This is a genomic window from Lentzea albidocapillata (assembly GCF_000719115.1).
Classification (GTDB): domain Bacteria; phylum Actinomycetota; class Actinomycetes; order Mycobacteriales; family Pseudonocardiaceae; genus Lentzea; species Lentzea albidocapillata.
Genome location: NZ_JOEA01000017.1, coordinates 148326 through 175019, shown reverse-complemented (window position 1 = coordinate 175019; position 26694 = coordinate 148326). Strand labels below are relative to the sequence as shown.

At 67.9% G+C, this 26694-nt stretch carries 27 protein-coding genes; 17 read left to right on the top strand and 10 right to left on the bottom strand.

Features of this window, described 5'->3' with window-relative positions; genetic code table 11:
* Positions 1–88 precede the first annotated feature (88 nt).
* The 7 genes from dxr (at position 89) to map (ending at position 7393) form a co-directional block, all read left to right on the top strand.
* Positions 89–1219: a 1-deoxy-D-xylulose-5-phosphate reductoisomerase gene (gene dxr / locus IG04_RS0127495; RefSeq protein WP_030479623.1), complete on the top strand. Its 1131-nt coding sequence runs from the start codon at positions 89–91 to the stop codon at positions 1217–1219.
* Positions 1220–1225: 6 nt separating this feature from the next.
* Complete coding sequence (locus IG04_RS0127490; RefSeq protein WP_245816255.1) at positions 1226–2437, top strand: M50 family metallopeptidase; 1212 nt, start codon at positions 1226–1228, stop codon at positions 2435–2437.
* Between the two features lie 50 nt (positions 2438–2487).
* Positions 2488–3618, top strand: a complete 1131-nt coding sequence (gene ispG, locus IG04_RS0127485; RefSeq protein ID WP_036016096.1) for a flavodoxin-dependent (E)-4-hydroxy-3-methylbut-2-enyl-diphosphate synthase — start codon at positions 2488–2490, stop codon at positions 3616–3618.
* Between the two features lie 118 nt (positions 3619–3736).
* The gene (locus IG04_RS0127480; protein WP_030479620.1) at positions 3737–4588 is read left to right on the top strand and encodes a GNAT family N-acetyltransferase; all 852 of its coding nucleotides are present in this window, start codon (positions 3737–3739) and stop codon (positions 4586–4588) included.
* 18 nt (positions 4589–4606) lie between these two features.
* Positions 4607–6397 carry a penicillin-binding transpeptidase domain-containing protein gene (locus IG04_RS0127475; RefSeq protein ID WP_030479619.1) on the top strand — a complete coding sequence of 597 codons (1791 nt, stop codon included), beginning with the start codon at positions 4607–4609 and terminating at the stop codon, positions 6395–6397.
* Entirely contained in the window at positions 6397–6525 is a 129-nt protein-coding gene (locus tag IG04_RS48695) for a hypothetical protein (RefSeq protein ID WP_256335162.1), read from the top strand. The genes IG04_RS0127475 and IG04_RS48695 overlap by 1 nt, the downstream gene beginning before the upstream one ends.
* A gap of 10 nt (positions 6526–6535) precedes the next feature.
* A complete protein-coding gene (gene map, locus IG04_RS0127465) occupies positions 6536–7393 on the top strand; it encodes a type I methionyl aminopeptidase (protein ID WP_030479618.1) in 858 nt (285 codons plus the stop codon).
* Here map and IG04_RS0127460 read toward each other — a convergent pair.
* Positions 7380–8060 (bottom strand): alpha/beta fold hydrolase, encoded by a 681-nt coding sequence (locus IG04_RS0127460; RefSeq protein ID WP_030479617.1) that lies wholly within the window; start codon positions 8058–8060, stop codon positions 7380–7382. The genes map and IG04_RS0127460 overlap by 14 nt on opposite strands.
* A 27-nt stretch (positions 8061–8087) precedes the next feature.
* On the opposite strand from IG04_RS0127460, the gene IG04_RS0127455 reads away from it, so the two are divergent.
* Entirely contained in the window at positions 8088–9587 is a 1500-nt protein-coding gene (locus IG04_RS0127455; protein WP_030479616.1) for a cobyric acid synthase, read from the top strand.
* Here IG04_RS0127455 and IG04_RS0127450 read toward each other — a convergent pair.
* Entirely contained in the window at positions 9511–10404 is an 894-nt protein-coding gene (locus tag IG04_RS0127450; RefSeq protein ID WP_030479615.1) for an EamA family transporter, read from the bottom strand. The genes IG04_RS0127455 and IG04_RS0127450 overlap by 77 nt on opposite strands.
* Positions 10405–10476: 72 nt before the next feature.
* On the opposite strand from IG04_RS0127450, the gene IG04_RS0127445 reads away from it, so the two are divergent.
* Positions 10477–11370, top strand: a complete 894-nt coding sequence (locus tag IG04_RS0127445) for a LysR family transcriptional regulator (protein ID WP_030479614.1) — start codon at positions 10477–10479, stop codon at positions 11368–11370.
* Here the strand turns inward: IG04_RS0127445 and IG04_RS0127440 are convergent.
* The gene (locus IG04_RS0127440) at positions 11367–12032 is read right to left on the bottom strand and encodes a TetR/AcrR family transcriptional regulator (RefSeq protein WP_030479613.1); all 666 of its coding nucleotides are present in this window, start codon (positions 12030–12032) and stop codon (positions 11367–11369) included. The two genes, IG04_RS0127445 and IG04_RS0127440, sit on opposite strands and share 4 nt — an antisense overlap.
* Before the next feature lie 162 nt (positions 12033–12194).
* Here IG04_RS0127440 and IG04_RS0127435 point away from each other — a divergent pair, with 162 nt between their 5' ends.
* Positions 12195–12929, top strand: a complete 735-nt coding sequence (locus tag IG04_RS0127435) for a DUF2306 domain-containing protein (protein WP_030479612.1) — start codon at positions 12195–12197, stop codon at positions 12927–12929.
* Positions 12930–12934: 5 nt separating this feature from the next.
* Here the strand turns inward: IG04_RS0127435 and IG04_RS0127430 are convergent, their stop codons facing one another.
* Positions 12935–14026: a winged helix DNA-binding domain-containing protein gene (locus tag IG04_RS0127430; protein ID WP_036016010.1), complete on the bottom strand. Its 1092-nt coding sequence runs from the start codon at positions 14024–14026 to the stop codon at positions 12935–12937.
* 80 nt (positions 14027–14106) lie between these two features.
* On the opposite strand from IG04_RS0127430, the gene IG04_RS45570 reads away from it, so the two are divergent.
* Entirely contained in the window at positions 14107–15315 is a 1209-nt protein-coding gene (locus tag IG04_RS45570; protein WP_084401395.1) for an RNA-guided endonuclease InsQ/TnpB family protein, read from the top strand.
* A gap of 54 nt (positions 15316–15369) precedes the next feature.
* Here the strand turns inward: IG04_RS45570 and IG04_RS0127425 are convergent, their stop codons facing one another.
* Positions 15370–16473: an epoxide hydrolase family protein gene (locus IG04_RS0127425; protein WP_211257825.1), complete on the bottom strand. Its 1104-nt coding sequence runs from the start codon at positions 16471–16473 to the stop codon at positions 15370–15372.
* A 44-nt stretch (positions 16474–16517) separates the two neighbouring features.
* The gene (locus IG04_RS0127420) at positions 16518–17189 is read right to left on the bottom strand and encodes a FadR/GntR family transcriptional regulator (protein ID WP_030479609.1); all 672 of its coding nucleotides are present in this window, start codon (positions 17187–17189) and stop codon (positions 16518–16520) included.
* 117 nt (positions 17190–17306) lie between these two features.
* Between IG04_RS0127420 and IG04_RS0127415 the strand changes: the two genes are divergently transcribed.
* Together IG04_RS0127415 and IG04_RS0127410 are read left to right on the top strand one after the other, a co-directional pair.
* Entirely contained in the window at positions 17307–18482 is a 1176-nt protein-coding gene (locus IG04_RS0127415; protein WP_030479608.1) for an MFS transporter, read from the top strand.
* Between the two features lie 52 nt (positions 18483–18534).
* Positions 18535–18939, top strand: coding sequence for a VOC family protein (locus IG04_RS0127410; RefSeq protein ID WP_030479607.1), 405 nt, complete (start codon positions 18535–18537; stop codon positions 18937–18939).
* On the opposite strand, the gene IG04_RS44300 is transcribed toward IG04_RS0127410, so the two are convergent.
* The 3 genes from IG04_RS44300 to IG04_RS0127390 form a co-directional block, all read right to left on the bottom strand.
* On the bottom strand, positions 18940–19353 hold the full coding sequence (locus IG04_RS44300; protein ID WP_051770781.1) for an NADPH-dependent FMN reductase family protein: 414 nt from the start codon (positions 19351–19353) through the stop codon (positions 18940–18942).
* A gap of 63 nt (positions 19354–19416) precedes the next feature.
* Positions 19417–20790 (bottom strand): mycothione reductase, encoded by a 1374-nt coding sequence (locus IG04_RS0127400; RefSeq protein WP_030479605.1) that lies wholly within the window; start codon positions 20788–20790, stop codon positions 19417–19419.
* Positions 20791–21221: 431 nt separating this feature from the next.
* Positions 21222–21749 carry a YbhB/YbcL family Raf kinase inhibitor-like protein gene (locus IG04_RS0127390; RefSeq protein WP_030479603.1) on the bottom strand — a complete coding sequence of 176 codons (528 nt, stop codon included), beginning with the start codon at positions 21747–21749 and terminating at the stop codon, positions 21222–21224.
* Positions 21750–21927: 178 nt separating this feature from the next.
* Between IG04_RS0127390 and IG04_RS0127385 the strand changes: the two genes are divergently transcribed.
* The 4 genes from IG04_RS0127385 (at position 21928) to IG04_RS0127370 (ending at position 24155) form a co-directional block, all read left to right on the top strand.
* Positions 21928–22608, top strand: a complete 681-nt coding sequence (locus IG04_RS0127385) for a polysaccharide deacetylase family protein (RefSeq protein ID WP_420843967.1) — start codon at positions 21928–21930, stop codon at positions 22606–22608.
* Between the two features lie 68 nt (positions 22609–22676).
* Positions 22677–23126, top strand: a complete 450-nt coding sequence (locus tag IG04_RS0127380) for an AMIN-like domain-containing (lipo)protein (protein WP_144065389.1) — start codon at positions 22677–22679, stop codon at positions 23124–23126.
* An 18-nt stretch (positions 23127–23144) separates the two neighbouring features.
* On the top strand, positions 23145–23615 hold the full coding sequence (locus tag IG04_RS0127375) for an AMIN-like domain-containing (lipo)protein (protein ID WP_030479600.1): 471 nt from the start codon (positions 23145–23147) through the stop codon (positions 23613–23615).
* 63 nt (positions 23616–23678) lie between these two features.
* Positions 23679–24155 (top strand): AMIN-like domain-containing (lipo)protein, encoded by a 477-nt coding sequence (locus IG04_RS0127370; protein ID WP_036016007.1) that lies wholly within the window; start codon positions 23679–23681, stop codon positions 24153–24155.
* 60 nt (positions 24156–24215) lie between these two features.
* On the opposite strand, the gene lon is transcribed toward IG04_RS0127370, so the two are convergent.
* Entirely contained in the window at positions 24216–26564 is a 2349-nt protein-coding gene (gene lon, locus IG04_RS0127365; RefSeq protein WP_030479598.1) for an endopeptidase La, read from the bottom strand.
* Between the last annotated feature and the right edge of the window lie 130 nt (positions 26565–26694).

The window sequence follows — 26694 nt, the reverse complement described above, 5'->3', positions numbered from 1 at the left end:
TGGCGACTTCACACCTTCAAGACCGCTCCGTTATCAAAGTAACGGGCTGTGCCGTGCTCTCAGGCACTCTCCGGAACAATGAGGGGCGATGAGTACTCCACGCACTGTCCTGGTCCTGGGCTCGACCGGCTCGGTCGGCACCCAGGCGCTCGACGTCATCCGGCGCAACCGCGACCGCTTCCAGGTCGTCGGCCTCGGCGCGGGTGGACGTCAGCTCGGCCTGCTGAAAGAGCAGGCAGCGGAGTTCGACGTGAAGACGGTCGCCGTCGCCAACGGCGCCGAGGTCCCCGGCGTCCGGACGCTGACCAGCATGGCCGACCTGGTCGAGGCGGTCCCGGCGGACGTCGTCCTCAATGCCATGGACGGGTCCAGGGGGCTGGAACCGTCGCTCAAGGCGCTCGAAACGGGGGCCACGCTCGCCCTGGCGAACAAGGAGTCGCTCATCGCGGGCGGGCCGCTCGTGCTGAAGGCGGCGAAGCCCGGCCAGATCGTGCCGGTCGACTCCGAGCACTCGGCACTCGCGCAGTGCCTTCGGGGTGGCACCGCTGACGAGGTGCACAAGCTGGTGCTCACGGCGTCCGGCGGGCCGTTCCGCGGCAAGACCCGCAAGGACCTCGAGGCCGTCACCGTGCAGCAGGCGATGGCGCATCCGACCTGGTCGATGGGCCAGGTCGTCACGATCAACTCGGCGAACCTGGTCAACAAGGGCCTGGAGCTGATCGAGGCGCACCTGCTGTTCGGGGTCCCCTACGACCGCGTCGACGTCGTGGTGCACCCTCAGTCCATCATCCACTCCATGGTCACCTTCACGGACGGATCGACGCTCGCGCAGGCGTCTCCTCCGGACATGCGGCTGCCGATCTCGTTGGGGTTGTCCTGGCCCGAGCGCGTCGCGGGTGCGGCGGCCGCCTGTACCTTTGACACCGCCACCTCGTGGACGTTCGAACCCCTGGACAGCGTCACCTTCCCGGCGGTCGAGCTCGCGCGGCAGGCAGGCACCGCCGGCGGTTGCCTTCCTGCGATCTACAACGCCGCGAACGAGGAGGCACTCGCCTCCTTCGTCGCCGGCCACACGTCGTTCCTGTCGATCGTGGACACCATCGGCCAGGTTCTCGGCGAGGCGAACGACTGGCAGAAGGACCCCGCGGACGTCGCGGAGGTCCTGGCCGCCGAGGATTGGGCACGCGCACGTGCCCGCGAGCTGGTTGGAAGGAACTGAACTTTCGTGAACACATTCATCAACATCCTCGGGGTGCTGCTGTTCGCGTTCGGCATCGCGGTCTCCATCGCGTTGCACGAGTTCGGGCACCTGCTGACCGCGAAGTTCTACGGCATGAAGGTCACCCGTTACTTCATCGGTTTCGGCCCGAAGCTCTTCTCGTTCCGCAAGGGCGAGACCGAGTACGGCCTGAAGGCGATCCCGGCCGGCGGCTTCTGCGAGATCACCGGCATGACGGCGCTGGACGAGGTGCATCCGGACGACCGCAAGCGCGCCTTCTACAACCAGAAGGTGTGGAAGCGCGTCGTCGTGCTGTCCGCCGGTTCGATCACGCACTTCATCCTCGGCTTCATCATCCTGCTGATCCTCGCGATGACGCTGGGTCTGCCCAACAACAAGGACCAGCCGGTCCTCGCCGAGATCACGCCGTGCGTGCAGAACCACACCGTCGGCCTCACCGCGCCGTGCCAGCCCGGCGCCCCGGCTCCGGCCAAGGACGCGGGCCTGCAGCCCGGCGACGAGGTCGTCGCCATCGCCGGCAAGCCGATCTCGACGTGGTCGGAGATGCTCACGATCACCCGGGAGCTGAACGGCCCGACCGAGTTCAAGGTGCTGCGCGACGGCAAGGAGGTCGCGCTCTCGGTGAACGTGCCGAAGGTCACCCGCGAGGTGCTGGACGGCAAGGGCGGCCGCGAGGTCAAGGAGGTCGGCGCCATCGGCGTCACCTGGCAGCAGAACTTCGAGTACAGCCCGCTCGCGGCGGTCCCGGCCTCGATCGCTTTCACCGGCGACATGTTCGTGAACACCTGGAAGGGCCTCATGCGCTTCCCGGAGCGCATCCCGGCCGTCGTCCAGGCCATCGGTGGCGGCCAGCGCGACCTCGACACCCCGATCTCCGTCGTGGGTGCGTCCCGTCTCGGTGGCGACGCCGCGGAACGGGGCCTGTGGGCGTTCTTCATCCTCATGCTGGCCGGTCTGAACTTCTTCGTCGGTGTGTTCAACCTCCTGCCGCTGCTCCCGCTTGACGGTGGTCACATCGCCGTCAACCTCTACGAACGGGTGCGAGACTGGGTGAGGAAGCTGCGCGGGAAGCCCGCCGGCGCCCCGGTCGACTACATGCGCCTGCTGCCACTCACCTACGTGGTCATCTTCATCGGCGGCGCCATCACGCTGCTGACCGTGACCGCCGACATCGTCAACCCGATCAGGTTGCAATAAGTGATCCACGGAAAGGTGCACAACCCATGAGTGACGGCGTGATGCTCGGAATGCCGGCACTGCCGCCGCCGGTGCTGTCGGAACGTCGCAAGACCAGGCAGCTGATGGTCGGCAACGTCGGTGTCGGCAGCGAGTTCCCCGTCTCCGTCCAGTCGATGACGACGACACTCACGTCGGACGTCAACGCGACGTTGCAGCAGATCGCGGAACTCACCGCGTCCGGCTGCGACATCGTCCGTGTCGCCTGCCCCTCGCAGGACGACGCGGACGCACTGCCGGCGATCGCCAGGAAGTCCCAGATCCCGGTGATCGCCGACATCCACTTCCAGCCGAAGTACGTCTTCGCCGCCATCGAGGCTGGTTGTGCCGCGGTCCGGGTGAACCCCGGCAACATCCGCAAGTTCGACGACCAGGTCAAGGAGATCGCGGCCGCCGCGAAGGACCACGGCACCCCGATCCGGATCGGCGTCAACGCCGGTTCGCTCGACCCCCGCCTGCTCAAGAAGTACGGCAAGGCCACGCCCGAGGCGCTGGCCGAGTCGGCGATGTGGGAGGCGTCCCTCTTCGCGGAGCACGACTTCCACGACATCAAGATCTCCGTCAAGCACAACGACCCCGTGGTCATGGTGCGCGCGTACGAACTGCTGGCCGAGCAGTGCGACTACCCGCTGCACCTGGGCGTCACGGAGGCCGGCCCCGCCTTCCAGGGCACCATCAAGTCGGCCGTGGCGTTCGGCGCGCTGCTGCGCCAGGGCATCGGCGACACCATCCGGGTGTCGTTGTCCGCGCCGCCGGTCGAGGAGATCAAGGTCGGCCACCAGATCCTCCAGTCGCTCAACCTGCGCCCGCGCAAGCTGGAGATCGTCTCCTGCCCGTCGTGCGGCCGCGCCCAGGTCGACGTGTACACGCTCGCCGAGCAGGTCACGGCCGGCCTGGAGGGCATGGAGGTGCCGCTGCGCGTCGCCGTCATGGGCTGCGTCGTGAACGGCCCCGGTGAGGCCCGCGAGGCCGACCTGGGTGTCGCCTCCGGCAACGGCAAGGGCCAGATCTTCGTGAAGGGCAAGGTCATCAAGACCGTGCCCGAGCACGCGATCGTGGAGACCCTCATCGAGGAGGCCATGCGCCTCGCCGAGGAGATGGAACCGGTCGAGGGCGGAACCCCCGCCGTCACGGTCGGCTAGTAGCACGTACGAACGAAAGGGGCGCCTCATGGCCGTGAGGTGCCCCTTACCGTGTGTCCAGGCACAAGGCACCGTTGGCTGATGCCACACACGCGGTGAATCTGGCACGCTAGGTGACGTGCTGAGGCTTGCCGGAGCTCGCGTTCTCGACGAGCGCGACCTGATCGACGTGCGCGGGGTCTTCGACAACGACCCCGTGGCGGCGTGCATGGTCGCGGCACGGGTGGAAGTGGCGGGTCTCGACCCGTGGCGCCTGGGCGGCGAGATGTGGGGCTCGGACTCCCGGCCCATCCGCGGCCGTGTCGACGGCCTGTGCTTTTCCGGGCCGAACCTGATCCCGCTCAGGGGCAGCGCGACGGCCATGCGCATGTTCGCCGACCGTGCCCGCCGCCGTGGCCGGATGTGCTCCAGCCTCGTCGGCCCGGCCGAGCAGGTCCTGACCCTCTGGGACGAGCTCCAGTCCGACTGGGGCCCGGCCAGGGAGGTCCGCGGGGACCAGCCGCTGATGGCCATCTCGACGGCCCCGAAGATCACCCCGGACCCGCACGTCCGCCAGGTCCGCCCGAACGAGCTGAACCGCTACCTCCCCGCCGCCATCTCGATGTTCATCGAAGAGGTGGGCATCGACCCGTGCGCCGAGGACGGCGGCGCGGGCTACCGGGCACGGGTGTCCGAGCTGATCGCCGCGGGCAGGGCCTTCGCCCGGTTCGAACACGGCGAGGTCGTCTTCAAGGCCGAGATCGGCGCCATGTCGAGCAGGGTCGGCCAGATCCAGGGCGTCTGGGTTCGCCCGGACCGCCGGGGCGAGGGCATCGGCACCGCGGGCACTGCGGCGGTGGCCGACCGGCTGACCAGGGTTCTCAACAGGACCGCGAGCCTCTACGTCAACGGCTACAACCACGTGGCGCAGGCCGCCTACCGGCGAATCGGATTCGAACAAGTCGGGCAATACGCCACTGTCCTCTTCTGAACGGGCATACTCGCGCGAGTGCGCCTTCTCGCGACGATCACGGTGTTGCTGGTGACGGTGAGCGGCTGTGGGCTGTTCGAATCCGAACCAGGGGCACCGGAGATCACCAACGACTTCCTGGCGAAGCTCGCGTCCGGTGACGTGCAGGGTGCCGCCGGGATGACAGACAACCCGAACGACGCCAAGGACACCCTCGAGAAGTTCCGGGGAGCGCTCAAGCCGGAAGGCCTGAGCAGCAAGGTCGACCAGATCCGCAAGAACGGCGAGCTGGCGTCCGAAGCGTCCGTCACACTCGACTGGAACCTCGGCAAGAACCGCCACTGGACCTACCCGACCAAGTTCGACGTACGCCAGGACGGCGACACATGGAAGGTGCACTGGGCGTCCTCGGTGGCGCACCCGAAGCTCGCGCCGCAGCAGACGATCAAGCTCAGCGAGCTCACGCCGGACCCGGCGCCGGTGCTCGACCGCGACGGCACGCCGTTGCTCGCCCCCGAACGCGTCGTCTCGGTGCTGCTCGTCGGCAAGGAGGCAGGTGACGTCGCGGCGGTCACGAAGTCCCTCGCGGACGCGCTGAACCCGCTCGACAAGGCCATCACCCAGCAGACGATCACCGACGGCGTGGGCAAGACCCCGGAGGGCCAGGCCTACCAGGTGGCGGCGCTGCGGGACGCGGACTACCAGTCGGTGAAACCGAAGATCTACGACCTGCCCGGCGTGCGGTTCAGCTCGCAGACGTCGTTGCTGGCGCCGAGCCGCAACTTCGCCTCCCAGGTGCTGCCCGCGGTGCGCAAGCTCGTCGAGAACGACATCGCCGGCAACGCCGGGTTCCGCGTCAGCACGGTCGACGCGCAGGGCACCGAGGTCGAGGAACTGCACTCCAAGGCCCCCGAGCCGGCCAAGGCCGTGAACATCGCGCTGTCGCGGGTGGTCCAGGCCGCCGCCGAGGACGCCGTCGAGCCGGTCACACAGCCCACGATCCTGGTGGCCATCCAGCCGTCCACCGGCGACATCCTGGCCGTCGCGCAGAACGATCCGGCCGACGCCCAGGGCGCGCTCGCGCTGACCGGCCGCTTCCCGCCCGGCTCCACGATGAAGGCCGTGAGCGCACTGGCCGCGATCCAGTCCGGCAAGGTGACCGCCGACACCCCGCTGCCGTGCCCCGGCAAGACCACCATCGACGGACGGCGGATCGTGCCGAACTCCAGCGAGTTCGAGAAGGGCACCATCCCGCTGCGGTCGGCGTTCGCGTTCTCCTGCAACACCACGTTCGCCCAGCTCGCCGTCGACATGCCGCCGGACCTGCTGACGAGCTCCGCGCTGTCGCTGGGCCTCGGCGTCGACTTCGACATCGCCGGCCTGACGACGATCACCGGTTCCGTGCCGCCCGCGACCGACGTCGTGGAACGGGCGGAGGACGCGTTCGGCCAGGGCAAGGTGCTGGCCTCGCCGTTCGGCATGGCGCTGGTCTCGGCGTCCATCGCGAAGGGCTCGATGCCGGTGCCGCAACTGGTGCGCGGCAAGGAGACCAAGGCGGACAAACAGCCCGCCGGACCGCCCGCTGCCGCGCTCGACCCGGTGCGGCAGATGATGCGCGAGGTCGTCGACTACGGCACTGCACCACAGCTCAAGCCGTACGGAGATGTGAGGGGCAAGACTGGCACCGCACAGTTCGGTGACGGCGTGCACTCACACGGGTGGTTCATGGGCTACCGGGGCGATGTCGCGTTCGCGACCATCGTTCTCAGCGGGGAGACTTCGACACCAGCCGTGGAGGTGGCGGCGAGGTTCCTCAAGGCGGTGCCGTGATGAGCAAGACCAAGGACCTGACCACGCGTGAACGGCTGATCCGGGCCGGCATCCTGCTGCCCGCGCCCAGGCTGCCGGAGCCTCGTGCCGAGGACCAGGTTCAGGGTGGTCCACGCGCGGACGGCTAATCTGGAGAGCATGTCTGTTCGTGCTCCGCTGCAACCCGGTGTGCAATCTTCGCGGCGTCAGGTGCCTTCGCGCATCGTGCGTCCCGAGTACGTCGACAAGCCCGCGCCGACGCGCGGCACCGACCCGTGGGTGCAGACGCCGGAGATCATCGAAGCCATGCGGATCGCCGGGCGCCTCGCCGCCCAGGCGCTGCAGGAGGCCGGCAAGGTCGTCGTGCCGGGCGTGACGACGGACGAGATCGACGCCGTCGCGCACGAGTTCCTCTGCGACAACGGCGCGTACCCGTCGACGCTGGGCTACCGCGGCTTCCCGAAGTCGTGCTGCACCTCGCTCAACGAGGTCATCTGCCACGGCATCCCGGACAGCACCGTCGTCGAGGACGGCGACATCGTGAACATCGACGTCACCGCGTTCATCGGTGGCGTGCACGGCGACACGAACGCCACGTTCCTCGCGGGCAACGTCTCCGAGGAGGCCAAGCTCCTCGTCGAGCGCACGCACGAGGCGACGATGCGCGCCATCAAGGCCGTGAAGCCCGGCCGCGAGCTCAACGTCGTCGGCCGCGTCATCGAGGCGTACGCCAACCGGTTCGGCTACGGCGTCGTACGCGACTTCACGGGCCACGGCATCGGCCGCGCGTTCCACAGCGGGCTCGTGGTCCTGCACTACGACGAGCCGTCGGTGAAGACGGTGCTGGAGCCCGGCATGACGTTCACGATCGAGCCGATGATCACGCTCGGGGACTACGAGGGCGAGATGTGGGACGACGGCTGGACCGTCACCACGAAGGACAAGAGCTGGACCGCTCAGTTCGAGCACACGATCGTCGTGACCGACACCGGCTCGGAGATCCTCACAGTTTGCTGACGACGGTCTTCAGCGCGGCCGCGACAGCCGACGGCGACGTCGCGGCCGCCAGGTGGTGCGACTCCAGGCGCTCCACGGGCCAGCCGAGTTCCGCGGCGCGACCCGCCGCGTCCTCGTAGAACGACGACAGCAGCACGTACCCGCACGCGCCGGACCACTCGACGACCGGGCGCTGCTCCTTCATGAAGTCCCACGGCACCTCGGGTGCCTCGTCGCGCATCTCCTCGCGCAGGCCGGCGGGCACGAGCTTCAGCGGGTCCGAGTCGAACCAGCGGTCCCAGCGCGGCAGCCTGCCGTCCCGCACGGACGCCTTGAGCTGGTTCACGAGAGCCGGATCGACGGTCTCGCGCCACGCCTTGCCCGGCGTGGGCAGGTCGGAGTCGAGGAACACCAGACCGGCCACGTCCAGCTCGAGGGCGTCGGCGAAGCACGGCAGCAACGGGCCCGCGCCGCTGTGGCCCACCAGCACCAGCGGGCCGCCGACGCCGGCGTCCTCCAGGGCGTCGGCGAAGGCGCCGATCAGCCGCTGGTGCACGGGCGCCTCGTTGATCCTCATCTGCAGGTCGACCAGCAGGACGGCCACCCCGTCGGAGGCCAGTTCGTCGGCGAGCGGGCGCATGCTCGAAGGGCCGAGGAACGGGCTGTGCATGAGCACGACGGTGAGCATGGGGTGATGATGGCAGCATTGGCGTCCATGCGGGGCGCGATGTTGATCTGTGGGACGACCTCGGACGCGGGCAAGAGCGTCCTGGTGGCCGGTCTGTGCCGCTTTCTGGCACGCCAGGGCGTCGACGTGGTGCCGTTCAAGGCGCAGAACATGTCGAACAACTCGTTCGTCACACTCGACGGCGGGGAGATCGGCCGGGCCCAGGCGGTGCAGGCGCGGGCGGCGTTCAAGGAGCCGAGCGTCCGGTTCAACCCGGTGCTGCTCAAGCCCGGCAGTGACCGCACGTCCCAGGTCGTCGTGCTCGGCCAGGCGGTCGGCGAGGTCTCGGCGCTGAGCTACCGCGAACGCAAGCAGCAGCTGCTCGGCACCGTGTTGTCCACTTTGGACGAGCTCAGGCGTGACCACGAGGTCGTGATCTGCGAGGGTGCGGGCTCGCCGGCCGAGATCAACCTGCGCGCCAACGACATCGCGAACATGGGCCTGGCCGTCAACGCGAACCTGCCGGTGCTCGTCGTCGGTGACATCGACCGAGGTGGCGTGTTCGCGCACCTCTTCGGCACGGTCGCGGTGCTGGACGCCGCGGACCAGGCGTTGATCTCCGGCTTCGTCGTCAACAAGTTCCGCGGCGACCCGCGTCTGCTCGAACCGGGCCTGCGCCAGCTCAAAGCCTTGACCGGCCGGCCGGTGCTCGGTGTGCTGCCGTGGAGCGAGGAACTGTGGCTCGACGCCGAGGATTCGTTGTCCTACAACGCGGACGGCGTGATCGGCAGGCCGCAGCCGCCGAAGCGTGACTGGCTGCGGGTCGCCGTGATCCGGTTGCCGCGCGTCTCGAACGCCACCGACGCCGAGGCGCTGGCCTGCGAGCCCGGTGTCTCGGTGCGGTTCGTGACCGAGCCGTCCCGGCTGGCCGACGCGGACCTCGTCGTGCTGCCCGGTTCGAAGGCCACCGTCTCCGACCTCGCCTGGTTGCGGGAAACCGGTCTGGCGCAGGCGATCCAGCGCTTCGACGGCCCGGTGCTCGGCATCTGCGGCGGGTTCCAGATGCTGTCGAAACGCATCGAGGACGACGTGGAGTCGGGACGTGGCACGGTCGACGGCCTCGGCCTGCTCGATGTCGACATCCGCTTCCAGCCGCGCAAAACCCTCGCCACGCCGTCGGGCACCGCGTGGGACGAGCCCGTGACCGGCTACGAGATCCACCACGGCCAGGTCGTCCGAAGCGGCGAGACCCCACTCATCGGTGACGAAGGCGCCCAGACCGACCGCGTGCTCGGCACCCACTGGCACGGCCTGCTGGAGAACGACGCGTTCCGCCGCAGGTTCCTGCGCTGGGCGGCCGAGCGTGCGGGCCGCGACTTCGAACCGGGCGAGGTGAGCTTCCAGGCCGCCCGCGAGGCCCAGCTGGACCTGCTGGGCGACCTGGTCGCCGATCACCTCGACACGAAGGCCGTCATCGACCTGCTGGAACGAGGGGCTCCGGCAGGACTTCCGTTCGTGCCGCCCGGCGCCCCAGCAGCTGCGGAATAGCCAGCCCGACCAGCACCAGGCCACCGGCGACGGCCTGCAGCCCGGTCAGGTCCTCGCCGAGGAACGCCCACGCCGAGAACATGCCGAACACCGGCACCAGCAACGAGAACGGCGCCACGACGGACGACTCGTACTGGCGCAGCAGGAATCCCCAGATGCCGAACCCGAGCAACGTCGAGATCCACGCGACGTACCCGACCGCGCCCACACCGGCCCAGTCGAGGCGGCCGAGCGCGCTCATGTCCTCGGTCAGTGCCGACAGCGCGAACAGTGGAAGCACCGCAACGGCACTCACCCACACCATGAACCGCAACGTGTCCGCCGGCCGTGCGTACCGCATCAGCACGTTCGACACGCCCCAGCAGACCGCCGCCGCGACGATCAGCGCGAACCCGAGCAGCGGCGACGAGAGGCCGTAGTCCCACGCGATCACCCCGATTCCCGCGAGGGCCAGAACGATGCCGGTGATCTGCACGGGCTTCGGCCGTTCGTGCAGCACGACCGCCGCGAACACCGCCGTGAAGATGACCTGGCTCTGCAGCACCAGGCTCGACAGCCCCGCCGGCATGCCCGCCTTGAGGCCGATGAACAGGAAGCTGAACTTCGCGACGCCCAGCACCAGCCCGACCGAGATGACCCAGCGCCACGCCACCGACGGCCGGCCGATGAAGAAGATCGCGGGCACCGCCGCCGCGAGGAACCGCAGCGCGGAGAACAGGATCGGCGGGAACTCGTCCAGGCCGATCTTGAGCACGACGAAGTTGAAGCCCCAGATGGCGGCGACCAGCACAGCGAGCAGAACGTGGCGGGGACTCATGCCTCAAGATTGCGCTCTACAACTATTTAGCACTAGTTCCGATTTCTAAGGTCATGGGTTTAGCATTGCTACATGCTCGATCTGGGAAGGCTGAAGGCCCTGCACGCCATCGCCGTGCACGGCACGGTCGGCGCCGCGGCCGAGGTGCTCGGCTACACGCCGTCCGCGGTGTCGCAGCAGATCGCCAAACTCGAACGCGAGACCCGCACCACGCTGCTGGAACGCAGTGGCCGCGGCGTCCGCCTCACCGACGCCGCCCGCCTGCTCGCCGACACCGCGAGCCAGGTCCTCAAGCTCGTCGAGGAGGCTGAGGTAGCGCTGGAGGAACAGCGAGGCGCCGCGATCGGCCGCCTCTGCATCGGCTCGTTCGCCACGGCCGCCCGCGGACTGCTTCCGGACGTCCTCGTCAGACTGACCGAGCTGCACCCGGCCCTCGACGTGCGGCTCACGGAGATCGACCCGCCCTACGCCACCGAGGCCGTCGCACGCGGCGAGCTCGACATGGCGATCGTGCACGACTGGGCGAACACGCCACTGCCAGTGCCGGCGTCGCTGTCGCGCGCGTTCATCGTCAACGACGTCGCGGAGGTGCTGATCCCGGTCACGAACCCGTTGTCGCGCAAGGAGTTCCTCGAACCTGTCGACCTCGCCGGCGAGCGGTGGATCTGCCAGACGGAGGGGTCGATCTGCTTCGACTGGCTGGAACGGACGTTCCACGGCGCGGGCATCGAACCGGTGGTGGCGTACCGGATCAGCGAGTACCGGACGCAGATGGCGTTGCTGGCCAAGGGGATCGGGGTGGCGCTGATCCCGCAGCTGGGCAGGGGAGAGGTGCCGGACAGCGTCAGGGCCGTGCCGTTGCGGCCGACGCCGACGCGGCGGTTGTACGCGGTGTGGCGGACGCAGGCGTCTCGCCGCCCGGCCATCACCGCCGCTCTCGACGTGATCAAGCAGGTCGCGGTTTAACCAAGTCGTTCGACGAGCACCCGCAACTCCCGTTCGAAGAGGACGTCGGCGTCGAGGTGCATCGCCGTGAAGCCACCGCCCAGTTCGAGGCTGACGATGCCGTGCAGGCGTGACCACACGGAGACGGCCAGCTGGAACTCCTCGGTGCCGGCGCTTCTGGCGGCGAGCACCTGCTCCCCGGTCGCCGGCTTGAGGTCTTCGGTCGATGCGGGGTCGTCGATGCCGTGCAGAGCCGCCAGCAGGACCTCCATGAGAGAGCGCGCCGCTGCCGCGAGTGGTTCGGTGTGCGCGTCGTACCCCGGCAATGGCGGCTTGAACAGCAGTTCGTAGCGGTGCGGCTCGGCCAGTGCCCAGGCCCGGTACTCGCGGGCCATGCTCCGGACTCGTTCTTCCGGATCGCTGTCGGTCTCGAACCCTCGTTCCAGCGCTTGGCGCAGGTCACCGTAGGCGTCGATGACCAGGGCGGTCAGCAGTTCGTCGCGGCCTGCGAAGTAGCGGTAGAGCGCCGTGCCGGAAACCCCGAGCTGCTTGGCGATGGCCTTGATCGAGATCGCCTGCGCTCCTCCGGTGGTCAGCTGGTCGAGTGCTGCTGCTTTGACGTCCTCTCGAACCTGCTCACGGAACCGCTCCCGCATCGGGCTGCGGGCGGTTGCTGGCTGCATCGGGGACTCCCTTCCTGGCCGGCAACCCTAACATCGCTCCCTTCTGTGAGAGGGTCACACAAACAGTTGAGCATCGCTCGTTAGTGTGTAGTATCGCGCCTGACAGAGCCACTCACCAACGGTTCTGTATCACGCAGATGTCGCCAGGAGCCTGGAGTTGAAATGACCACCACATCCCTGTCCAGAACCGCCCGGCGTCGCTGGTGGTGGGCGTCCTGGGGCCTGACCGCCGTGCTGGCGATCGGCATCGCCGGCTATGCGGTCCCGCCGTACCTGAGCGGGAACCCGGAGGCCAGCAACGTGCCGGTCAACCCGGACGTGGCTCTGCACTACCTGACGCTCGCGGTGCATGCCCTGCCCGGAGGTCTGGCCCTGATCATCGGCCCGTTCCAGTTCGTGAGCCGGCTGCGTGCGCGCAGTCCCCGGCTGCACCGGCTGCTCGGCCGGATCTACCTGATCTCCGTCGTGGTCGCGGCGGTCGCGTCGTTGTTCGCCGCGACGTTCTCACTCAGCGGCTTCTCGATCCGGGTCGCGTTCTACATCCTCGCCGTGGCATGGCTGTACACCGCGGCCAAGGCCTACCGCACCATCCGGCGCGGTGAGGTGGCGCTGCACCGGGTGTGGATGATCCGCAACTACGCCCTCACCTTCGCGGCCGTGACCCTGCGCATCTACCTGATCACCGGGCTCGCGGTGAAGTCGTCGTTCCCCGGGCTGGAGTTCGAGGCGATCTACGATGCCTCCGGGTGGGCGTCCATCCTGGTCAACGTTCTGGTGGCCGAGTACTTCATCGTCCAGCGCACCCTGGCGCCGTTGGCCCGGACACGCAGGTCCACAAAGGACAGCGCACCGGTGCCCGGCGAGAACCTGGTCGGCACGGCCAGTCCCGGCGTGTGACGGCTCTACGGCGCGACGATCACGTGCGGCTTCTTCGGCGCCATGATCTTCAGCACCGCCTTGGCCTCGCGGATCACGCCGGCCATGTCCTTCTTGGTGGTCCTGAAGTACGGCTCGATCGTCAGCGTCGCCGCGTCCTTGTTCTCCACCACGTTCCAGGTGCCGCGCAGGAACCCGTCCACGAGGAACGTCGGCGGGAACACGCCGTTGCGCACCGCGCCCCACCGCGACCGCGCGTCCTCGCTCATGATCCGCTTCCGGTCCGCGTGCCCCAGCAACACGTTGTCGAACGCGGGCAACAACCGCGCGGGTGCCGGCACGTCCTCGGACACGATCACGCCGTCCGGCACGTCGAGCAGCACCTTGCCGTCCTCGTTCTTGTACTCCACCAGTTCGAGGTCCGCCGCGTGCGCCTTGAGCCCGATCAACCGCGACCAGGCCTGCATGTCCGCGAGCGTCGCCGGTCCGAACGCCCGCAGGTACCGCTTGATCAGCTCCGGCACGGCGGCCTGCTCGGGAAGCTCGCGTCCCAGCCACGAGGCCATGGCGACGTTCTGCGGAACGCCGCCCACGCCCCAGATCCCGCGCGGCGGCACCTGGATCATCGGCACCAGCATCTGTGCCTGCGTCGACATCTCGCGGGCCCTGGCCTCGGGGAAGTGCTCCTCCAGGTGCGCGCCGATCTCCGCGACCGTGCGCGGTTCGGCGTCGATGTACTCACGGGTGATCCGCGCCAGCTTGTCGAGGTCGATCTCGACTCGGGTCGCGGGCGGCATCACGATCTTCGCCCACTTGTTGAGCTCCGGCTGCAAAGCGGTGCGCATCAGGTACACGTCGCCGGCCGAGATCAGGTGCAAGGTGCCGCGCCACAACGTCATCCGCACCAGCGAGCGGTCGATGATGAGCTTGCTCAGCGCGTCGACCTTGTACGGCTTGAGCCGCGTCCACAGCGCGAGGTACGGCGGGATCGGTGCCTGGGCCTGAAGACCGCCGAGGTGCTCGACGGCCTCGACGATCGGCATGGACGTCCGCTCCAGGAGCAGCTGCCGCGCCAGGAGGGTCCGGTTGAGGGTGCGGTTCGAAAGTGTTGTGCTCACATCGGCCTCCCCTGGAGCTCCCGGCGTCCGAGCCGGGGAGGCGTCTCACTGATCATTTCAGTACCGGTACCTTGCTGGTTGTGCGAACGGCGTACAGATGTCGGGCCTACCCGACTGCAGAACAAGCTGCGGTGTTGAATCGCACGTTCGGGTGCGTACGTCTGGTGTGGAACAAGACCCTGAGCGAGCGAAGCCGTCGCTACCGCATCGATGGCGCTCGCACGTCCTATCGTGAGACCGATGCTGCATTGACGACGTGGAAGCGATCCGATGAACTCGCCTTCCTGTCGGAGGTGTCCTCTGTACCACTGCAGCAGACATTGCGGCATCAGCACTCCGCGTTCCTTCACTTCTTCTCCGGGCGATCTCGTTACCCCAGATTCAAGTCCCGCACCGGATACCAGAGCGCGCACTACACGCGCTCGGCGTTTCGGATGCGCGATGGCGTGGTGACGCTGGCAAAAACCGATGTGCCGCTGCGGTTCACCTGGTCGTTCGCAAGAGTGGAAGTGGCCACGCTCGACCCCACGATGGTGGTCGTCTCTCGAGAGCCGGACGGTCGCTGGTACGTGACCTTTGCCGTTGACGCCGAAACACCTGCTCCGGCTGAGCCGGTCAGCCACGGAGTTGGTGTCGACCTTGGACTCACCAACTTCCTCGTGACGAGCGACAACGAGCGCATAGCCGCCCCTCAGCACCTGGCGCGCAAGGCCCGCAACTTGGCGCGCTATCAACGTAGATTGGCTCGTTGTCGTCCTGGCAGCAGCAATCGCCTCAAGGCGAAGGTCAGGGTCGCGCGCGCACATCGAAAGATCCGTCACGCGCGGCAGGACTTTCTGCATCGCACCAGCACCGCCCTGGTGCGGTGCGCAGATGTGATCGCGATCGAGGACCTCAACATCGCGGGCATGGTCCGCAACCGTCGTCTCTCCCGCGCCATCTCTGACGCGGGCTGGGGGGAGTTTCGGCGGCAACTTCAGTACAAATGCGAACGTGCCGGTCGCGTGTTGGTCGTGATCGACCGCTGGTTTCCGTCCAGCAAGACCTGCTCGACCTGTGGGCATCTGCTCACCGAGCTGAAGCTCTCGGCCCGGCACTGGACGTGTCCGGGCTGTCGCACCCGGCACGACCGGGACCTCAACGCGGCGAAGAACATCCTTGCGGCTGGTCGAGCCGTAGCCCGAGACAACTCGGGTGATGCCTGCGGAGCTGATGTCAGACGGCAAGGGCCCTCCCTTCCGCGATCGGCTGTGAAACAGGAACCCCGTGTCGTGAGGCACGGCGCGTGAGCGCTACCTGCCGCGAGGCAGGTGGGAATTCCTGTCCGTCAGGACGGGAAGAAGTCAAAGTGATTCGAAGAACTTCCTGATGTCTTGGACCAGCAGGTCCGGCTCCTCCATCGCGGCGAAGTGGCCGCCGCGGTCGAACTCGGTCCAGTGCACGATCGACGGGATCATCTTCTCCGCCAGCGACCGCACCGGCAGGCTCAGGTCGTGCGGGAAGATCGCGACGCCCGTCGGCACCGTCGAAGGCTGTTGCTGGCCCCACGATGCCGACTGCTCCTTGTACAGCGCCGCCGAGGAGCCCGCCGTGCCGGTGAACCAGTAGATGGACACGTTGGTCAGCATCTGGTCGCGGTCCACCGCGTCCTCGGGCACGCCCTCGTTGTCCGTCCAGTCGTGGAACTTCTCCGCGATCCACGCGAGCTGCCCGACGGCGGAGTCCGTCAGCGCGTACGACAGCGTGCGCGGCCGGCTGCGTTGCAGGTGCATGTAGCCGGAGAGTTCCTTCTGGTAGTGGTCGAGCGATTCCAGCGCGCGCAGCTCTTCGTCCGACAGGTCGTTGACGCCCTGCGGCCGGAAGGTCTGCAGCATGTTCACGTGCACGCCGATGACCTGCTCGGGGAACACCCGGCCGATCTCCTGCGCGATGCCCGAACCCCAGTCGCCGCCCTGCGTGCCGTAGCGGTCGTACCCCAGGCCTTCCATCAGCTTCGCGAACGCCCACGAGACGCGCAGGACGTTCCAGCCGGGTTTGCGCACGGGACCCGAGAAGCCGAAGCCGGGGATCGACGGGATCACAAGGTGGAAGTCCTCGGACAGCGGCTCGATCACGTTCAGGAACTCGACGAACGAGCCGGGCCAGCCGTGGATGAGCAGCAGTGGTGTCGCGTCTGGGTTCTTCGAGCGGACGTGCAGGAAGTGGATGCGCTGCCCGCTGATCTCGGTCGTGAACTGGGGGTAGGAGTTGATCCGCTCTTCCTGCGCGCGCCAGTCGAACCCGTCGCGCCAGTACTCGGCGAGCGGGCGCAGGTAGCTCAGCGGGATGCCGTAGGACCAGCCGACGCCCGGCAGGTCCTCCTCCGGCCAGCGCGTGCCGGCCAGACGTGAGCGGAGGTCGTCGATCTCTGCCTGCGGGATCTCGATGCGGAACGGCGTGATCTCCATGGCCCCCACGCTATGAGCTCATGCGGACATCTTCTGTCCGCGGTTCAGCAGAACTTCTCGATCAGCTCCTCGAAGAAACCGCCCGCCTCGATCGCCGCCTTCTCCTGGTCACCGTCCCGGACCGCGTGCAGCAGCCCGGTGTGCGACACCTGGTCCTGGCCGGGCTGGCTGGTGTCGACAGAGGCCGCCACCGAAGCTTTGACCGCCTCGGTCAAGCCCTGGTAGAGCTCGGCTAGAAGCGTGTTGTGCGAGCACTGCACCAGCAGCACGTGGAACGCGGTGTCGTGCTCGATCACCTCGGCCCACTGCTCGCCCTCCATCGCCGCGTCGCGCTTGTGCAGCAACTCGGTGAGGCGCGCCAGTTCGGCGTCCGTGCGGTACTTCGCGGCCAGGCGCGCGCCCTCCATCTCGAGGGTGCGGCGGACCTGGAGCACTTCCTTCAGTTCGGTCCCGCACATGCGGCGGACCGCGCCGGAGATCTCGCTGGTCGCGCGGACGAACGTGCCGTCGCCCTGCCGCACCTCCAGCAGTCCGGCGTGGGAGAGCGCGCGCACGGCCTCTCTGACCGTGTTCCGCCCCACCCCGAGCGCGGTGACCAGCTCGGGTTCGGGCGGGATGCGCTGCCCGACGGGCCATTCACCAGTCGTGATCGCGCCACGCATCTGCTCGATCACCTGGTCGACTAGACCCGCCCGCCGGGTAGTGGCCAACGGCACAGCGTCATCCTTTCATCCGAACATCCTACGTCTGCGATAGTGGTGCGCGTGACGATGAAGCAGACGACTCTTGCCGCACAGACTGCCACCGATCGCGGTCGCAGGGTGACGGTCGTCATGAATCGTCACGTTCCGCTGGTCGGGTCGACGCTGCTCGCGATCGGGGTCGCCCTCGCTGCCGCGAATCTCCGCCCTGCGGTGACCAGTCTGGCCTCGGTCCTCGGTGATGTCCGCGCCGCCCTTGGGGTTTCGGCCGCATGGACCAGTGCTCTGACGGCCGTTCCGGCGCTTTGCTTCGGCTTCGCGGCGTTCGCGGCCCCCTGGCTGGGTCGCCGCCTCGGCATGGCTCGTGCGATCGGACTGTCACTAGGGGTGCTCACGCTCGGCCTGGTGCTGCGCGTGATCGACGGTCCGTGGGTCGTGCTGGGCGGCACCTTCATCGCGTGCGGGGGCATCGCGGTGTCCAATGTGCTGATTCCTGTCGTGGTGAAGGCGTCCTTCCCGAACAAGGTCGGCCTGCTCACCGGTGTGTACACGGCAACGCTCTCCGCAGGTGCGGCCTTGGCCGCCGCGCTGACTCCTCGGATGGAGGAGTGGCTCGGCTCGTGGCGCCTGGCAGTCGGCGCGTGGGCACTGCTGTCAGCCGGTGCGGTGGTCGTGTGGTTCGCCGGGGCGCGGCACGGGGCCGCGTCGACTGTGGTGCGGTCGGTCGCGCCGGTGGAGAAGCGCTCCCTGCTGCGCAGCCCGCTGGCGTGGGTGATCACGGTGTTCTTCGGGCTGCAGTCGTTGTTCGCCTACACCGTCATGGGCTGGCTGCCCGCGATGCTCGTCGACTCCGGTGTCGACCGGAACACCGCCGGCATGCTGCTCGCGGTCTCGATGCTGCTGAGCGTTCCGGTGAGCCTGTTCGTGCCGCCGATCGCCGCCCGGTTCTCCAGCCAGGGGCCGATGGTCCTGGCGCTGGGCGTGCTGTCGTTCGCCGGGATCCTGGGCATGCTGGTGGCGCCCGCCGCCGCGCCTGGGCTCTGGGTGGTGCTGATCGGGTTCGGCATGGGCATGTTCCCGCTGGCGCTGCTGGTGATGTCGCTGCGCACCAAGTCCACTTCGGACACCGCACGGTTGTCGGCGATGGCGCAGAGCCTCGGCTATCTGATCGCGGCTTCCGGGCCGTTCGCGTTCGGCGTGCTGCGCGAGTCCACCGGGACGTGGACCACGTCGTTGACGCTGCAGCTGGTGCTGCTGGTCGCGCTGACCGTGCTCGGCATGATCGCCGGGCGTCCCCGGTACGTCTAGCCGGTCAGGAATCAAGAAGCTTCGCGTTGGCGCTGGTCCTAGCGTTGCGGGCATGGACATCACCATTCACGCCACGTTCCTCCCGCACACCGACCCCGAGGCCTCGCTCGCGTTCTACCGCGACCTGCTCGGCTGGGAGGTCCGTGCCGACGTCGGCCAGGGCACGATGCGCTGGATCACCGTCGCGCCGTCCGGTGGCGGCTCTGCCGTCGTCCTGGAACCGCCCGCCATGGCCGAAGGGCTCACGGACGGACATCGCACCGCGATCGCCGAGATGATCGAGAACGGGTCGTACGCGTTCATCAACCTGGCCACGCCGGATCTCGACGGCGCGTTCGAGAAGCTTCAGGCCGGTGGGGCGGACGTCGTCCAGGAGCCGGCCGATCAGCCTTGGGGTGCGCGGGACTGCGTGTTCCGCGATCCCGCCGGCAACACCGTCCGGATCCAGCAGGCCTAGCTAGTTGGAGACGAAACCGCGGTGCAGCACCGCGAGCTGGTCGGCGAGGTAGCGGGCCCAGGCCTTGGCGCGGTCCCAGTCCGGTGCCGCGCCGCCGAAGCTGATCGGCCCGCCGGCGCCCAGCTTGCGGACCATGCGCGTGACGTCGTTCGGCACGGGAGGCGTGCCGCGGTGGAACAACCAGATGGGCGTGTGCTTGAGGGAAACCCTGTGCCGCTTCACGAACCGATGCGCGTCACGGGTCGCCGCGTCACCCAAGATCACGGCACCGAACCCGTACAGCGACTCGGCCGCGGCGACCGGGAGCACGGTGACTCTCAGCCCGCAGCCCGCGAGTTCGGTGCCGATGATCTCGGCGATCTCGTCCGTGGCGGCGATTCTCGACGTGTGGGCGACGAGGACTCTGTCTGTCATCGCTGCATCGTCGCTGGTGCCGCCGGTCTTCGGCAGCGGCGGAAGTCCCTGTCCTTCCGAGTTTCAGTCCAGCGGCAGGTTCAGGAGCGCGTTCTCGACCACCTCGGGCATCGCCGGGTGGATCCAGTACTGGCCGCGTGCCATGGACTTCGCGTCCAGACCGAAGCTCATCGCCTGGATCAGCGGCTGGATCACCGTCGAGGCCTGCGGCCCGATGATGTGCGCGCCGAGGAGCTGACCGGTGGCCGGGTCCGCGATCAGCTTCGCGAAGCCGGTCGTGTCCTCCATGGCCCAGCCGTACGCGATGGAGGCGTAGGCCTGGCTGGCGGTGACGTAGCGGATGCCCTTCTCCTTGGCCTGTTCCTCGGTCAGGCCGACGCTCGCGATCTGCGGGCTGGAGAAGACGGCGGCCGGAACGAAGCGGTGGTCGCTGCTGATCTGGTCGTCGGGGTTCAGCAGGTTGTGCTGGACGACCTTGGCCTCGTGGTTCGCGACGTGCTTGAGCTGGTAGTCCGAGCTGATGTCGCCCAGGGCGTAGATGTGTGGCTGGTTCGTGCGCTGGTACTCGTCGACCTTGACGCGACCGTCTCCGTGCTGGTCGACGCCGGCGTTCTGGACCTGGAGCAGGTCGCTGTTCGGCTGCCTGCCGACCGCGACGAGAAGCTGTTGCGCTTCAACGGTTTCCTCGCCGTTGGGACCTTCGAGGTGGAGCTTCACACCGGTCGCGGTCTTCTCGGCGCGGGTGGTCTTGCGGTTGAGCAGGACGTTCCACTTGCCCTTGGCGATCTCGGTGAAGCGCTGGGCCACCTCCAGGTCCTCGTGACGCAGGAGGAGGTTCGACCGGGCGATCATCGTGACCTTCACGCCGAAGCTGCTGAAGACGTGCGCGAACTCCGAGGCGATGAAGCCGCTGCCGACGATGATCAGGCTCTCGGGGAGTTCGTCGAGACGCATGACCGTGTCGCTCGTGTGGAAACCCGTGGAGTCCAGATCCGCGATGTCCGGGATGGTCGGGCGGCTGCCCGCGGCCACGACGATCCGGTCGGCGGTGATCGTCTCGCCGGTGCCGGTGTCGATCGTGTGCGCGTCGACGAAGTGCGCGGTGCCCTCGTAGACCGTCACGTTCGCGTTCTCGTTGGCCCGCCAGTTGCGGCCGCCTTCGGCGATCGGGTCGATCCTGTTGAAGATCCGGTCGCGGATTTCTGGCCAGTGGACTGCGTCGAGGGTGGCGTCCACGCCCAGTTTTTTCGCGTTGGCCGGGGTTGCGGCCTGGTCTGCTGTGTGGACGAACATTTTGGTGGGGATGCAACCCACGTTGAGGCAGGTGCCGCCGAAGGTGCCCTTTTCCAGGATGGCGATCTGCCAGCCTGCCATGGCTTCCGTCGGGATGCTGTTGCCGGAGCCGGTGCCGATGATGACCAGGTCGAAGTGCCTCACGTGTGGATCCAACCATTTTGGGGGTGGGGGTGTTCCCTGGTTGGGGGTTACGGGGGGCTTACGTGGGGGACTGGGCCGTGACCGGGCGGGTGGTCGGCTTGTGGGCGGCGGCCGGGCGGGTGGCGGCCGGGCGGGTGGTCACCTTTGCGTGCCGCGACCGGGCGGGTGGTCACCTTGCGGGCGGCGAGCTTGCGTTGCGTGCTTCCCCTGGGGCTCTGCCCCAGACCCCGGCAATCTGATGGTGTCAAGCGGACGAAAAGCGTGTCCGCTTGACACCCCTACCTGCATGCAGCAAGAGCTATGGCGCGACTCGTGATGGGACCCCACCGCCTGGCCCGCTTGGTAAGGACGGCTCGCCTTCGGCTTCGCGTGGGGAAGGACGGCTCGCCTTCGGCGTCGCGTGCGATCAGGCGCTTGTGGTGTGGTGTGTGTTAGTGCTGGTAGGTGGGGGTGATGATGGCCCTTGCCAGGGTGTGGAAGGCCAGGTTGAAGCTCACCACTGCTGGGGAGGCGTTCTCGTCCACGTCCAGCTTGTCGACGTCTACCGCGTGCACTACGAAGTAGTAGCGGTGTGGGTGGTCGCCCTTGGGTGGGGCGGCGCCGCCGAAGGCTCGGGTGCTGTAGTCGGAGCGGACGTGGAAGGCGTCGCCTGGGAGTGTGGCGTCTTCGGCGCCTGCGCCGGTGTCCAGGTGGGTGGTGGTTGCCGGGATGTTCACGGCCACCCAGTGCCAGAAGCCCGACGGGGTGGGGGCGTCCGGGTCGTAGCAGGTGACTACGAAGCTGCGGGTGTCCTCTGGGAAGCCCGACCAGGTCAGTTGTGGGGAGGTGTTGCCGCCCTCGAAGACCTGGGCGTCGGGGAGCTGCTCGCCGTCGCGCACGTCCGTCGAGGTGACGGTGAAGGTGCCGACCTGCGGTAGCAGCTCGTAGGGGTCGGGAGCGACTGGGCGCTCGAGGCTCATGGGGGTCCTCCTTTTGTGATCACTTCGACCCTAGTCCCGTGCAACCATGGGGGCCTGCGCGGCGTCTTTCGCGTGGAGGGGGATTTTGATGTCCAAGTTGCGGCTTTTCGCTGCCTTTTTGCTGGTTGCTGGGGTTGTGGCGTGTGGGGACGCGCCTGAATCCCGGTCCGGTGGTCCGGTGTTGGCGACGTCTGTGCCGCCGGTGACGACCAGTTCGTCGGAGCGGCCCAAGCGGATGTTCGAGCCGCCCTATCCCTATGGGACTGTGCAGGCCAAGGCGCCTGCTGTTGCCGACGGGATGGTGCCCGTTGTCACGCGGATTCAGACGGACAAGCCGTACGTGTTCATCACGATCGACGACGGGGCTGTGCAGCATCCGAAGGCTCGTGAGCTGATGATCGAGGCCGGGGTGTGGCCGTCGGTCTTCCTGAACACGAAGTACGCCGAGGGGCACAAGGACTACTTCAAGCAGTTGCCCGCGACGGTGCACAGTCACACGTCGAACCACCCGAACCTGCTGGGGAAGGGGTTCGAGTTCCAGAAGAACGAGATCTGCGGCAACGCCGACTTCCTCGCCGGGGACTACGGGAAGCGGCCCACGTTGTTCCGGCCGCCGTTCGGGAACTACGACTCGACTACTCGCCAGGCTGCGGCTGGCTGTGGGTTCAAGGCGCTGGTGAACTGGACTGCGGCCGTCAACGACGGGCGGGTGCAGTTTCAGCAGGGGGACAAGCTCAACCGTGGCGACATCGTGCTGATGCACTTCCGGACGACGTTCGTCGAGGACTTCACGGCCTTTCTCAACCGGGCCAAGCAGGACGGGCTGACGCCTGTGCCGCTGGAGGATTTCCTGGGGTAATGGGGCAACCCGGAGGGCGACTCGCGCGTGCAGCGCGCGTGGGCGTCTTTTGGGGAAGAGGGGGAGAGATGAAGCGAATCGCTGTTGCGCTCGTCGCCGTAGGGATGGCGTTGAGCGTTGTGCCGGCCGCGTCGGCGGCTGAGGGGAACGAGCTCACGAACATCCGGACCGGGCGGCACGACGGGTTCGACCGGGTCGTGTTCAACTTCAACGGGCCACGGCCCGAGGTGACGGCGGGGCGGTCGTCCGAGCCGTACCACTGCGGGTCCGGCAAGCCGATCTCGGCGAAGGGTGACGAGTTCCTGGACGTCACCATGCAGCCCGCCAACGCGCACAACTATGCCGGGCCGCGCTCGTTCGACACGCCTGGGCTGCTGAACGTCCGGAGTGTCACGAACACGTGCGACTTCGAGGCGCACCTGGGCTTCTCGATCGGATACGCGGGGCAGGGACGGGCGTACAAGATCTCGTTCCTGGACAACCCGACCCGTGTCGTCGTCGACATCAACAACAGCTGACACCCAGAGGGGGAGACAGTGAAGAAGCGTCTTGGTGCGGTGCTGCTTGCGGTGGCCGCGGTGTTCACGTTGGTTCCGGTGGCGTCGGCGCAGGGGCATGCCGAGCTCACGAACATCCGGACCGGCAAGCACGACGGGTTCGAGCGGATCGTGCTGGACATGAACGGGCTGCCGAGCAACCACCAGTCCCGGGAGACCGGTTCGGTCGTGAACTGCGGTTCGGGCAACCCGGTTCCCGTGCAGGGCAACGAGATCCTCGAGTCGGTGTTCCACTACGCCGCCTCGTACGACGAGAACTACAACCCGACCTACACGGGTCCGCGCAACTTCTCGCCGGCCGGCCTGACCAACGTGAAGAGCATCGCGTTCACCTGTGACTTCGAGGCGACGCTCGGTATAGCGATCGGTTACGACGACCCGGACTCGTGGCACAAGGTCTTCACGCTGACGAATCCCGACCGGGTCGTCATCGATGTCTACTCACGCTGACGCAACTGTGGCCTGAGTCACACGTCTTGAAGACATCAAGTGAGCCCTGAGAGGGGGCCGAAGATGCACAAACGTCTTGTCGCACTGCTCGTGGCGGTACTGGCGGTCTTCACGCTCGCACCGGTCGCGTCGGCGCAAAGCACGCCCACGCTGTCGAACATCCGGACCGGGCAGCACGTCGGGTTCAGCCGAGTGGTGCTGGACCTGTCCGGACTGCCGACGGAGCACCGGGTCAGTGAGGTCACCAGCGTGTCGCACTGCGCGAGCGGGAACCCGATCGCCGTTGCGGGGCCCGGGATCAACGAGATCCTGTCGGTCACGTTGATCGGTGCGGCCGCGCACGACGACAACGGGAACCTGACGTACACGGGCTCGCAGAACTTCGCGACGCCCGGCCTGAGCCACATTCGCGGAGTCGCGCTCACGTGCGACTTCGAGGCCACGCTCGGGGTCGCTGTCGGATACAGCAATCCCTACTCGTGGCACCGGGTGTTCACGCTGACCAGCCCGAACCGGCTCGTCATCGACGTCGGCCTGTAAACACGAAAGCCTCGTGGGGGCAGCAGTCGCCGCTCCTGCTCCCACGAGGGGTCTGTTCCGTTACGCCGCAACGGATGCGACGGTCTCCTTCGAGAGTGCGTGCTCCAGCACCTGGGCCACGTCCGAGACGAAGTGCACCGTCAGCTGCTCACGCACCGACTCCGGCACATCCTCCAGGTCCGGCTCGTTGCGCTGCGGCAGCAGCACGGTCGTGATGCCCGCACGGTGAGCGGCCAGCAGCTTCTGCTTCACGCCACCGATCGGCAACACCCGGCCGGTCAACGAGATCTCGCCCGTCATCGCCACGTCGGAACGCACCGGGCGGCCCGAGAGCAGTGATGCCAGCGCCGTCGTCATCGTGACGCCCGCGGACGGACCGTCCTTCGGCACCGCGCCCGCCGGGACGTGGATGTGCACTCCCCGGTCGGCCAGCGCCGCAGCCCTGTCGTCGTGCGAACGCAGGTAGGACAACGCGATCTGCGCGGACTCCTTCATCACGTCGCCCAGCTGGCCGGTCAGCGTCACGCCGGACGCGCCGGTGTCCTTCGGGGCCAGCGAGGCCTCGATGAACAGCACGTCGCCACCGGCACCCGTGACGGCCAGACCCGTTGCCACACCTGGGACGGACGTGCGTTCCGCCGACTCGGGCGTGTTCTTCGGGCTGCCGATGTAGGACTTCAGTGACGGCTGGTCGACCGTGATCGGGAACTCCGCCTCGCCCAGCGCCACCTTCGCGGTCGCCTTGCGCAGGATGCGCGCGAGAGCCCGTTCCAGTTGCCGCACACCGGCTTCCCGCGTGTACTCGCCTGCGAGCTGGTGCAGCGCGGGCTTCTCGAACGTCACGTCCTCAGGCGTGAGGCCGGCGCGTTCGATCTGACGCGGCAGCAGGTGGCCGCCGGCGATCGTGACCTTCTCGTCCTCGGTGTAGCCGTCGAGCTGCACGAGTTCCATGCGGTCGAGCAACGGCGCCGGGATCGACTCCAGGACGTTCGCGGTCGCGAGGAACACCACGTCCGAGAGGTCGAGCTCGACCTCCAGGTAGTGGTCGCGGAACGTGTGGTTCTGCGCCGGGTCCAGCACTTCGAGCAACGCCGCCGTCGGGTCGCCCCGGTAGTCGGAGCCGACCTTGTCGATCTCGTCGAGCAGCACGACCGGGTTCATCGAACCGGCCTCGCTGATCGCGCGGACGATCCGGCCCGGCAACGCGCCGACGTACGTGCGGCGGTGGCCGCGGATCTCGGCCTCGTCGCGCACGCCGCCCAGGGCGACACGCACGAACTTGCGGCCCATCGCCCGTGCCACGGACTCACCGAGCGACGTCTTGCCGACGCCGGGAGGGCCCGTCAGCGCGAGCACGGCGCCCGAACGACGGCCGCCCACGACGCCCATGCCGCGGTCGGCACGACGCTTGCGCACGGCCAGGTACTCGGTGATGCGCTGCTTCACGTCGTCGAGGCCCGCGTGGTCTGCGTCGAGGATCTCGCGCGCCGCCTTGATGTCGTAGGAATCCTCGGTCCGCTCGTTCCACGGGATCTCGAGGACGGTGTCGAGCCACGTCCGGATCCAGCCGACCTCAGGCGACTGCTCGGAGGTGCGCTCCAGCTTGTCGACCTCGGCCAGCGCGGCCTTCGCGACCTTCTCCGGCAGGTCCGCGGCCTCGACGCGGGCGCGGTAATCCTCCTGCTCGGTCGCCGGCTTGCCGTCGAGCTCGGCGAGTTCCTTGCGGATCGCGGCCATCTGCTGGCGCAGCAGGAACTCCCGCTGCTGTTTCTCGACGCCTTCCTTGACGTCCTTGGCGATCGTCTCGTTGACGTCGAGCTCGGTCAGGTGCGCCTGACCCCACTCCACCAGCTTCTCCAGCCGGGTGGTGACGTCGCTCGTCTCCAGCAGCCAGATCTTCTGCTGGTCGTCGAGGTAGGAGGCGTAGCCCGCCAGGTCCGCCAGTGCGGACGGGTCGCTGATCTGCTGCACCGAGTCGACCATCTGCCACGCGCCACGCGTCTGCAGGATGTTCGTCACGAGAGCGCGGTACTGCTTCGCGAGCTCGCGGGTGCGGTCGGTGATCGGGGAGTCGTCCGCGATCGTCGCGTTCACCCACAGCGCCGCGCCCGGCCCCGTGGTGCCCGTGCCGATGCGCACGCGCTTGGTGCCGCGCACGACGGCAGCGCGTTCGCCACCGGGCAGGCGGCCCACCTGTTCGATCTCGGCCAGTGTGCCTACGGCTGCGTACTTCCCGTCCAGCCGGGGGACGAGGAGCACTTGATGATTTGCCGCGGTCGTCGCCGCGTCTACGGCCGCACGGGCCTCGGCGCTCGCGTCCGCACCGGAGATGCGGATCGGCACCACCATGCCGGGCAGCACCACGACGTCGTCCAGCGGCAGAACCGGCAGGGCCAGAGTCTCGCCCATCTCGTCACCCTCCAAAGTTGAGTCTGTACCGCTCAACCAACTGGAGTGGGTCGGTGTTCCCCTGCTGTGTTCGCTGTCAGCGAGCAGCTGCCCCCTCACACGTGACCGAAACCATCTCGGTTCGGGTGTG

Bases quoted from the DNA above. Each gene is read 5' to 3' on its own strand.
- IG04_RS0127460 (WP_030479617.1), bottom strand. From the start codon at position 8,060: ATGCTCACCGTCGTGCTCATGCACAGCCCGTTCCTCGGCCCTTCGAGC.
- map (WP_030479618.1), top strand. From the start codon at position 6,536: ATGTCTGTTCGTGCTCCGCTGCAACCCGGTGTGCAATCTTCGCGGCGT.
- dxr (WP_030479623.1), top strand. From the start codon at position 89: ATGAGTACTCCACGCACTGTCCTGGTCCTGGGCTCGACCGGCTCGGTC.
- IG04_RS0127380 (WP_144065389.1), top strand. From the start codon at position 22,677: ATGAAGCGAATCGCTGTTGCGCTCGTCGCCGTAGGGATGGCGTTGAGC.
- IG04_RS0127450 (WP_030479615.1), bottom strand. From the start codon at position 10,404: ATGAGTCCCCGCCACGTTCTGCTCGCTGTGCTGGTCGCCGCCATCTGG.
- IG04_RS44300 (WP_051770781.1), bottom strand. From the start codon at position 19,353: ATGACAGACAGAGTCCTCGTCGCCCACACGTCGAGAATCGCCGCCACG.
- lon (WP_030479598.1), bottom strand. From the start codon at position 26,564: ATGGGCGAGACTCTGGCCCTGCCGGTTCTGCCGCTGGACGACGTCGTG.
- IG04_RS0127445 (WP_030479614.1), top strand. From the start codon at position 10,477: ATGCTCGATCTGGGAAGGCTGAAGGCCCTGCACGCCATCGCCGTGCAC.
- IG04_RS0127425 (WP_211257825.1), bottom strand. From the start codon at position 16,473: ATGGAGATCACGCCGTTCCGCATCGAGATCCCGCAGGCAGAGATCGAC.
- IG04_RS0127410 (WP_030479607.1), top strand. From the start codon at position 18,535: ATGGACATCACCATTCACGCCACGTTCCTCCCGCACACCGACCCCGAG.
- IG04_RS0127390 (WP_030479603.1), bottom strand. From the start codon at position 21,749: ATGAGCCTCGAGCGCCCAGTCGCTCCCGACCCCTACGAGCTGCTACCG.
- IG04_RS0127440 (WP_030479613.1), bottom strand. From the start codon at position 12,032: ATGCAGCCAGCAACCGCCCGCAGCCCGATGCGGGAGCGGTTCCGTGAG.
- IG04_RS0127455 (WP_030479616.1), top strand. From the start codon at position 8,088: ATGCGGGGCGCGATGTTGATCTGTGGGACGACCTCGGACGCGGGCAAG.
- IG04_RS48695 (WP_256335162.1), top strand. From the start codon at position 6,397: ATGAGCAAGACCAAGGACCTGACCACGCGTGAACGGCTGATCCGGGCC.
- ispG (WP_036016096.1), top strand. From the start codon at position 2,488: ATGCCGGCACTGCCGCCGCCGGTGCTGTCGGAACGTCGCAAGACCAGG.
- IG04_RS0127415 (WP_030479608.1), top strand. From the start codon at position 17,307: ATGAATCGTCACGTTCCGCTGGTCGGGTCGACGCTGCTCGCGATCGGG.
- IG04_RS0127435 (WP_030479612.1), top strand. From the start codon at position 12,195: ATGACCACCACATCCCTGTCCAGAACCGCCCGGCGTCGCTGGTGGTGG.
- IG04_RS0127370 (WP_036016007.1), top strand. From the start codon at position 23,679: ATGCACAAACGTCTTGTCGCACTGCTCGTGGCGGTACTGGCGGTCTTC.